This window comes from Okeania sp. SIO2B9 (genome assembly GCF_010672505.1).
Classification (GTDB): Bacteria; Cyanobacteriota; Cyanobacteriia; order Cyanobacteriales; family Microcoleaceae; genus Okeania; species Okeania hirsuta.
The window spans coordinates 1-5,182 of the sequence record NZ_JAAHGK010000474.1 but is presented as its reverse complement, the minus strand read 5'-3'; the positions used below and the strand labels follow the sequence as shown (position 1 = coordinate 5,182).

Below are 5,182 nucleotides of genomic sequence, written 5' to 3'. Positions count from 1 at the left end.
TAGATATTCACCCTTGGGTTTACACAAACGATATAAATGGACATGATATTATTTGGACTTAAGCTAAATTCATCAGCAGAAAAGATGCAATTAGGGTCGATAGTTTCTTTGATTGACTTCAATGTATTATACATATCATTCTCATAATAGACATCCTTTGTATCTTCCAATTTCCGACTACCAAAAGTGTATGCAAACATACGCATATCTTTATCGGCAAACGCTTTTTCCTCAATAAATACCTTGTCATTTTCTTTTTGCCATTCCTCTGCAGCTTCGCGTTTTCCAGTCTCGTAGAACGAATCGTGACTCATGGCCAGAATTTGGTCACGCCATGAAAAGGAGGTGTATTCTTTTGTATCGTTAGTTGCTACTGACTCTTCCCTAACTAATCATCCGGACATGATATAACTCCCTATCCTCTCTTCCTTACTAAATCAAAATCAACCCACTTTGAACTTCCAATTCCGTAACACCAATAAAAATCGCAATTAAATCCCCATCCACAAAAACTCCAGTACCTCCTTGAGTCTCTATAGAAGAAGGACTAAACACAACTCCATCACCACCAAAGGCAATAACTACATCACCTTCGAGATTATCAAAATCAACAATTACTCCATAATCACTACTACCTGCACCACTGTAAAAAGCAACATCACTATTACCCAAAACAAACGTATCAGCACCCGCACTACCTGTCAAAAAATCAATCTCATTTTCTCCAGACTGACGACCTGCACCAATAATCAAATCATCACCAATACCACCAACAATAGTATCATTACTCAAATCTCCACTGAGGGTATCATTTCCTCCACCACCATCAAGAAAATCATTATCTTTACCACCAAATATCAAATCTTCAGATTCTCCACCACTCAATTCATCATTGCCCAACTCTCCTAAAATGAAATCAAGATCAAAACCACCATCAACTATATCGTTACCCTTACCTCCACGAATAGTATCATTACCTGAATTTCCCTCCAGACGGTCATTATCTTTATTACCAAAAATACTATCGTTACCATCATTGCCAAAAATAGTATCATTACCTTCATTTCCGGCAACACTGTCATTGCCTATCCCTCCATCAAGGCGATCGCTATCTTCATTCCCACCAATACTATCGTTACCATCATTACCAAAAATACTATCACTACCGACATTGCCGACCAAACTATCATCACCCCCACCCCCATCTATCTCATCACTACCTTCATTACCAACAACAGTATCATTACCCTCACCACCATCTAGAAGATCGTTATCTTGATTGCCCAGAATACTATCATCTCCTATTTCGCCATTAATGGTATCAGCTCCTTCATTACCAAAAATGGTGTCATTGTCTATCCCCGCAAAAATACTATCACTCCCGGGACTACCAAACAAACTATCTTCACCTGCTTGCCCATCAATTGTATCATTACCACCTAGTCCAAAAACGGTGTCATTGTTAGGAGTGCCTTGAATAAACTGAGGAGTATTATTACCAATAATGGAACCTGGTGGAAATTGACCGTCTGGTATGAAAGGAGGTGGAGTAGGAATATTTACACCATCAATAATACTGGTACTATTAACATCTATTCTGCCATTTTCTAGAGTTACAGTTCCAGAAATTGCGATGGGTTGATTTGGCTGTAAATTTAAAGCTATAGCATTAAATTCATCTAATAAGTTAACAAAGTATATTTGACCATTAGAATTTAAAATAAATTGGCGATCGTCAACTACAAAACCAACAGTTCCAGATATAGTTTGTAGTCCGACAATTGGTGGTGGAGGTCTGGTTGAATCATCGTTAATCAGAATAGTATTGATTAGATTTAATCGGTTATCTTCTAAATTTATAAATCCTGTTACTGTGATTGATTGACCAATTTGTAAGCCTAAGATTGAAGTATTTAGTTCATCTATAAGGTCAACAAAGAAGTTTTGACCATTGTCAGCGGTCAAAATAAAAGTATCATTACCAGTAATAGAAAATATTGTTCCTGCGACTTCTGTTAATGTTAATTCTAATTGGGTTCTGGTAATAATAGTTGTCATAATTTATGGTTTTAGTTGATATTTGCTGAAGAAGGAAGAAGAAAGAAGTGGATGGGGACTCAAACCTCAACCAATTGTAAATACCGTGTAGACGGCGGGATCTTAAACCCAAAAGAAAAAGATAAATATTGATAAATAGCTAATGTTAAACTTAAAAAATACTTAGTTTCTGTATTTCTATAATAGTCAAATATTGAATTGAATAGATAATAGAAGTCTAAGGAAAGGTGAAGACATATCAAAAGCTTAAAACTCAGATATAGGACTACGGATTTAGGTTAGGACACTACTAAACCCTGTTTGCGGAGCATTGACCTAGGAAAAACGAGCGTCAGAGATTACTTCTGAATGCATGACTTTTGACTTCTAACTTGCGCGTAGCGCTATATCTCCAAAAATTATACAAACTTCTTCTGAAACCTTTGTAGGGACGCTCCATGGAACGTCCCTACTATTTTGATGATAATGACATCCTACTTAGATGTATAACAGAAGGAAGAAGGTAGAAGGAACAATCTGGCGTTACCTGAGTTTTCAGCTTTTGATATGTCTTCACCTTCCCTTAAACTGCTACAATATGAAATCAGGTTATACCATTATCGTAAAACTACCTCTACTCAATACATACCTTTCACGGAATACCCCTAGATAATTTCCATACTCAATTCTTCCTTTCTCCTGACTCCTGAGGACTGACTCCTGAGGACTGACTCCTCAATCATAATCAAAATTTATTCCGATTCAACTGAGAGGGGAAAAGTATCGGGTTTCACGAGAATTGTAGCAATCTTACGATTACGAATTACTTCCAGTGCTAAATCTTTTCCAACTAAACTTTGTTCTACCTGTTGCTGAACTTCTACTGGACTTTTAACTGCCACTCCACCTACTCTCTGAATCACATCTCCTTGACGCAAGTCAGCTTTAGCTGCTGGAGAATCTTCTATAACTCGCATAATCACAACACCCTGATTTTGCTGAATATTCATGTCTAGTCGTTTATTAATTTCATCTCTGACTTCTGGCGTTAAATCAACCATTGAAATACCTAAAAATGGATGGTCTACTTTCCCATTATCAAATAACTCATCAGCAATTCTTTTTGCCGTTTCTATCGGAATAGCAAATCCTAATCCTTGAGCATCAGCTCTAATCGCTGTATTGATGCCAATTACTTGACCACGGCCATTCAAAAGTGGGCCACCAGAGTTGCCAGGATTAATCGCGGCATCTGTTTGAATAAAACGGACTCGTTTGTCTGGAATACCGACTTGAGAACTGCTACGACCAATAGCACTGATAATTCCTACCGTCACAGTATTGTCTAAACCAAGAGGATTGCCAATAGCGATCGCCCATTGTCCCGGAATTAATTTTTCTGATTTGCCAATGGACACTTCTGGTAGACCTGTGGCCTCAATTTCAATTACAGCCACATCTGTGAGTGAGTCTACACCTTTAACCTGGCCTTCAAAAACTCGACCATCTTTCAGTGTCACCTGAACTGTATCAGCTCCACTAACTACATGAGCATTTGTAATTAAGCGACCATTAGAATTAATAATTACTCCAGAACCAGTACCACGTTTAACGCGTTCTTCTGGAATAGGCAAATTTTCCCCAAAGAAACGTTTAAATAAGGGATTTTGAAAAGCTTCTGGAACTTGAGTTGTTAACTTTTTAGCTGCATCAATACGGACTACTGCTGGACCTACTTTTTCTACTGCTTGAGCAATAAAGTTATAGTTAGTCGGTTCAAGTAGAGTATTTTCAGAGTTTGAAGGTGACGGGTAATCTGGCGGTTGCTGCTTGACTACAGGTATTACATTAGAGTTTATGGTCAAACCTTTGGCTTCGATATAACGATGACCCAACCATCCTGTGCCACCACCAATAGATAGTAGAGAAAAATATAAAGTCAATTGCTTGAAGGATAAAGTCATTTTTTTCCTGGGATATAATTCTTTGGATTTAGATATATATATTTAAGAGGTAAGATCAGTATAATTGGCCTTTTTCAGATTAACAAAAGTAATTCGATTGATAATTTAAGGACTTTTTTTGCCTAATTTTTGTCTAACCCCCATTCACAAGGTTTCTTGGTCTAAAAAAGCGCTTTGGACGAGCAGATATAACATTTCTCAGTAAGCGTGAGTTACACTGCTGGAGATCCCCTACTACCCCCCTTGACAAGGCAGGACTAATTCTTTGTCCTCAGAGAATATTCATAAGAAATACAAAAAATTGTGCAAGCAAATATAAGAATCTCCCCACATTCCGCTCCTGGGAGAGGTTAGGGGTGAGTCCCCATCTCCCTATAAATTTTTTTCTAGTGACAATAAATTGACCCTATCCTTGACAAGGGGGAAACCGGAAGTCCTCCTTTTTTAGGGGGATCGTTGATGTACCGAAAACTGCTATATTAAATTTCTAGTTGTAGTGGCACGCCACTTGAAAAATTCAAAGAATATGTTGAACAGCAAGAACCTCCTAATTAATTTTTTTGCTGGTCGGGATTCAACAGTCACGCTAACTTACCTTGTGTTCCAGATCTTTTCCCGATATTTTAAAGATAAATAAAAATTTGTAATGTCCTACTATATTTATAAGATTATAAGTTACCTAATATTAAATTAAGTCATTAGATTGTTGTCAAAACCAAATTTAAGACTTTTACCTTATTTATTGTTAATTAGTTTAAAACATCTTAAAAGACATGAAACTATCCCAGTAATCAGATTTTTAGTAAAAGTCCTAAATATTTTAAGAGTTAAAAACGAAAAATTCAGCTTTTCAAACACATTTTACTTAAATAAATAAGTCTGTTAATAAATAAGCGTGTTAAAAATAGTGGAATAGGTTCACTGATTTTCAGTATTTTCTCCAAAGCACCACATTCATACAAATTTCTGATTAATATCTCTGTCAGGTGAAAGTATTTGTGAAAGTGAGTGCATTTTATATCTGTAATTTTGATAATTCCGCTACCGTAAGAGTTATTTTAGGCTTTGTTGCACTTGGATAGAAGGTAACAAAATCTATATGAGCTTGAGATGCTTAACTATACTCACACCTTAGCTTGTGGCATTAAAATTTAGTAATCTTAGTCTACTAATATCATTCA

The 5,182-nt window shown here is 36.6% G+C and carries 3 protein-coding genes; all 3 read right to left on the bottom strand.

Going from position 1 to position 5,182, the window contains the following annotated elements; translation table 11 throughout:
* Positions 1–314, bottom strand: a 314-nt coding sequence (locus F6K13_RS17175; protein WP_287287885.1) for a hypothetical protein, incomplete at its 3' end; no start/stop codon positions are given.
* A gap of 118 nt (positions 315–432) precedes the next feature.
* Entirely contained in the window at positions 433–2,058 is a 1,626-nt protein-coding gene (locus F6K13_RS17170; protein WP_124146089.1) for a calcium-binding protein, read from the bottom strand.
* Positions 2,059–2,789: 731 nt separating this feature from the next.
* Positions 2,790–4,001 carry an HhoA/HhoB/HtrA family serine endopeptidase gene (locus F6K13_RS17165; RefSeq protein WP_124155419.1) on the bottom strand — a complete coding sequence of 404 codons (1,212 nt, stop codon included), beginning with the start codon at positions 3,999–4,001 and terminating at the stop codon, positions 2,790–2,792.
* Positions 4,002–5,182 lie beyond the last annotated feature (1,181 nt).

Coding starts and splice junctions, on each gene's coding strand:
- F6K13_RS17170 (WP_124146089.1), bottom strand. CDS start 2,058: ATGACAACTATTATTACCAGAACCCAATTAGAATTAACATTAACAGAA.
- F6K13_RS17165 (WP_124155419.1), bottom strand. CDS start 4,001: ATGACTTTATCCTTCAAGCAATTGACTTTATATTTTTCTCTACTATCT.